This is a genomic window from Streptomyces macrolidinus (assembly GCF_023887685.1).
Classification (GTDB): domain Bacteria; phylum Actinomycetota; class Actinomycetes; order Streptomycetales; family Streptomycetaceae; genus Streptomyces; species Streptomyces macrolidinus.
Map to the genome: position 1 here is coordinate 1 of NZ_JAMWMR010000074.1, position 3,214 is coordinate 3,214.

At 68.9% G+C, this 3,214-nt stretch carries 1 protein-coding gene and 2 pseudogenes; all 3 read left to right on the forward strand.

What is annotated here, in order from left to right; translation table 11 throughout:
- A partial coding sequence (locus NGF19_RS30220) for a TerD family protein (protein ID WP_252429109.1) occupies nt 1–569 on the forward strand: 569 nt, incomplete at its 5' end.
- 249 nt (nt 570–818) lie between these two features.
- Nucleotides 819–1,947: pseudogene (locus NGF19_RS30225) on the forward strand (hemolysin family protein).
- A pseudogene (locus tag NGF19_RS30230) lies at nt 1,944–2,959 on the forward strand (hemolysin family protein). Before NGF19_RS30225 ends, NGF19_RS30230 begins: the two co-directional pseudogenes overlap by 4 nt.
- Nucleotides 2,960–3,214 lie beyond the last annotated feature (255 nt).

Genomic DNA, 3,214 nt, shown 5'->3' on the forward strand with positions numbered 1-3,214 from the left:
TTTCCCTGGCCAAGGGCGGCAACGTGTCGCTGAGCAAGGAGGCACCGGGCCTGGCCGCGGTGGTAGTGGGTCTCGGCTGGGACGTACGGACCACCACTGGCGCGGACTACGACCTGGACGCGTCCGCGCTGCTGCTGAACGCGTCGGGCAAGGTCGTCTCCGACCGGCACTTCGTCTTCTACAACAACCTCACCAGTCCGGACGGTTCGGTCGAGCACACCGGCGACAACCTGACGGGTGAGGGGGAGGGTGACGACGAGTCGATCAAGGTGAACCTCGCGGCCGTGCCCGCCGATGTCGACAAGATCGTGTTCCCGGTGTCGATCCATGACGCGGAAGCGCGCGGGCAGAGCTTCGGGCAGGTGCGCAACGCCTTCATCCGTGTGGTGAACCAGGTCGGCGGCCAGGAGATCGCCCGCTACGACCTGTCCGAGGACGCCTCGTCGGAGACCGCGATGGTCTTCGGAGAGCTGTACCGGCACGGAGCCGAGTGGAAGTTCCGTGCGGTCGGCCAGGGTTATGCCTCCGGACTGCGCGGCATCGCCCTGGACTTCGGCGTCGACGTCTGACGGCACCGCTCCCGTCCCCCATCGGTGAGATCGCCGTCCCCGTCATCGCCGCCGCGGTCGTGACCGCGCTGTGCGCTCCGCCGGGCCAGTGGCTGTTCCGGTTCGCGATGGAACCGCGGATGCGATAGGCATTCAGGACGGACGCTGCCGAGGTGGCGCGCAACCGGGCGGTCACGAGGATGACGCTTCGACCCTCCGTTGCCGCTGAGGCCCCCCTGGACGCCCGGAACCCATGGGGGGCCTCAAATCGTGGCGGGGTGGTGTTCTGCGAGTGCCACGAGCGCCGCGCTGGGCGTGCTGGCCGTGTTCGTGCTGACCGCTGCCACCGGCTACTTCGTCGCCCAGGAATTCGCTTACGTCTCCGCCGACCGCCTGGCTCTCGCGCGGGAGGCCGAGGCCGGTGACAGGAAGGCCGCCCGCGCCCTCAAGGTGCTGGCGCGTCTGTCGTTCGTGCTGTCGGGCGCACAGCTCCGCATCACCGTCACCGGTCTGGTGGTCGGGTTCATCGCCGAGCCCTCGGTGTCGGCGCTGCTCGAGCCCGCCCTGACGGGCCTCGGCATCCCGGACGCTGTGGTGAGCGGCATCTCCGTGGTGCTCGCCTTCGTAGGCGCAACGGTGGTGCAGATGGTGCTGGGCGAGCTGGCCCCGAAGAACCTCCATCGTCGTGCCCGAGCGGCTGGCGAAGACGCTGGCCGGCTCCACGCTGGCGTATCTGAAGGTTGTCGGCCCGGTGGTGCACGTCTTCGACGGGGCGGCGAACAGACTGGTGCGCAAGGTGGGCATCGAACCGGTCGAGGAACTGCACCACGGGGCGACGTTGGAGGAGCTCAGCCAGATGATCGGCGAGTCCCACGAACACGGCGAGCTGCCCAAGGACACCGCCGGAATTCTCGACCACGCCCTGGGGTTCTCCGAGCGCACCGTGGACGAGGTGATGGTGCCGCGTGTGGATGCCATCTTCGTCCGCAAGGACGCCTTTGCGACCGATGAGTTCACCGTCGTCCTGGACGAACACGGCGGCGTCGTCGGCATCGTCACCTACGAGGACATCGCCGACGAGAGCGACACCGTCACCGACCTGGCCGTGGCCGATGGTGACCGCCGGCTTGTGGATGCCGGGCGCCGCCTGGACGAGGTGGCCGAGGCTACCGGCATCGAACTGCCGTAGGAGGACGACTACGACACGGTCGCCGGCCTGATCGTCGACCGGCTCGGCCGATTCCCGACCGTCGGCGACCGCGTCACGCTGGACCTGGCCGACGGCGGCCGTATGACGTTGGACGTGCAGGCGCTCGACCGTCATGTCCCCGAGCGGGTCCATCTGGAACGGTCGCCTGATGTGGCCGTTGATGCCGTGCGTGAGGATGAGCAGGCATGAGATTCCCGATGGCGCTCTTCGTCACCGTACTGCTGTTGATCGGCAGCGGATTCTTCGTCGCCGCCGAGTTCGCCCTGGTCGCCGCCAAGCGGCACCGCATGGAGAAGGCCGCGGCCGAGGGGCAACGAGTGCCAAGGCCGCGCTTGCCGGAATGCGTGAGCTGTCCCTCATGCTGGCCGGCGCCTAACTCGGCCTCCCCGTCTGCACGCTGGGTCTGGGGTCGGTCTCCAAGCCCGCGATCTCCCACGAACTCGACCCGCTGCTGAGCGCGCTGGGCCTGCCCAGCGCGCTCAGCAGCGGGTCGAGTTCGCCGTCACCCTGGTCATCGTGGTGTTCCTGCACATGGTGGCCGGTGAGATGGCGCCCAAGTCGTGGGCCGTCGCGCACCCCGAACGCTCCGCGATGCTGCTCGCGCCGTCGTTCCGCGCGCTGATGAAGGCCGTACGCCCGCTCCTCACGTTGCTCAACACGATGAGCAATGCCCTGGTACGGCTGTGCCGGGTCACTCCACGCAACGAGCTGGTCTCGGTCCACGACCGGGAGCAACTCACGTACCTCGTGGAGGAGTCCGAGCGGTTGGGCCTCATCAGCGCGAACGACTCGGAGCTGCTCACCCGTTCCCTGACCGAGCCCGACACCCCGGTTGGCGGCCTCCACGTCCCTGCCGCCGAGATCACCGCGGTCGACGGTGGCGCCAGTATCGACGAGATCCTGCGCGTGGCCACCGACAGCGACCGCACCCGCCTGCTCGTCCGCGAGCACGGCACCATCCTGGGCTCGGTGCATGCCCGCGACGCTCTGGTCGCTCGCGGTCAGGGGCGGGCCGTGACCGCTCGCGCGTTGGTCCGCCCGGTGCCCGAGCTGACCGAGCAGACGACGGTCGCCGCCGCGATCGACGTACTGCGCCGACGCCGCTCCTCGCTCGCCGTCGTGCGCGACGCGTCCGTGCCTTACCGGCATGGTGACCTTGGACGACCTGCTGGCTCGCTTTCTGCAACCTCAGGCCGCGTAGCCGGCGGAGGTCGGCCGAGCGCCCCGGCTCCTCGGGGCGCTCGGTGTTCCACGGTAAGTCTGGACAACAGAGAACCCCCGGGTCTCCGACCTGGGGCTTTCGCATGGAGTGGGTGACGAGAATCGAACTCGCGCTCTCAGCTTGGGAAGCGACGGCGCTTGGATGGTCGTATGGCAGACGACCTGGGGGATGGGGGACGCCTGCGCCGTCGCGCGGGCCTGTTGGTGCCGCTGGTGGCCCTGGTTGTCCGCTCTT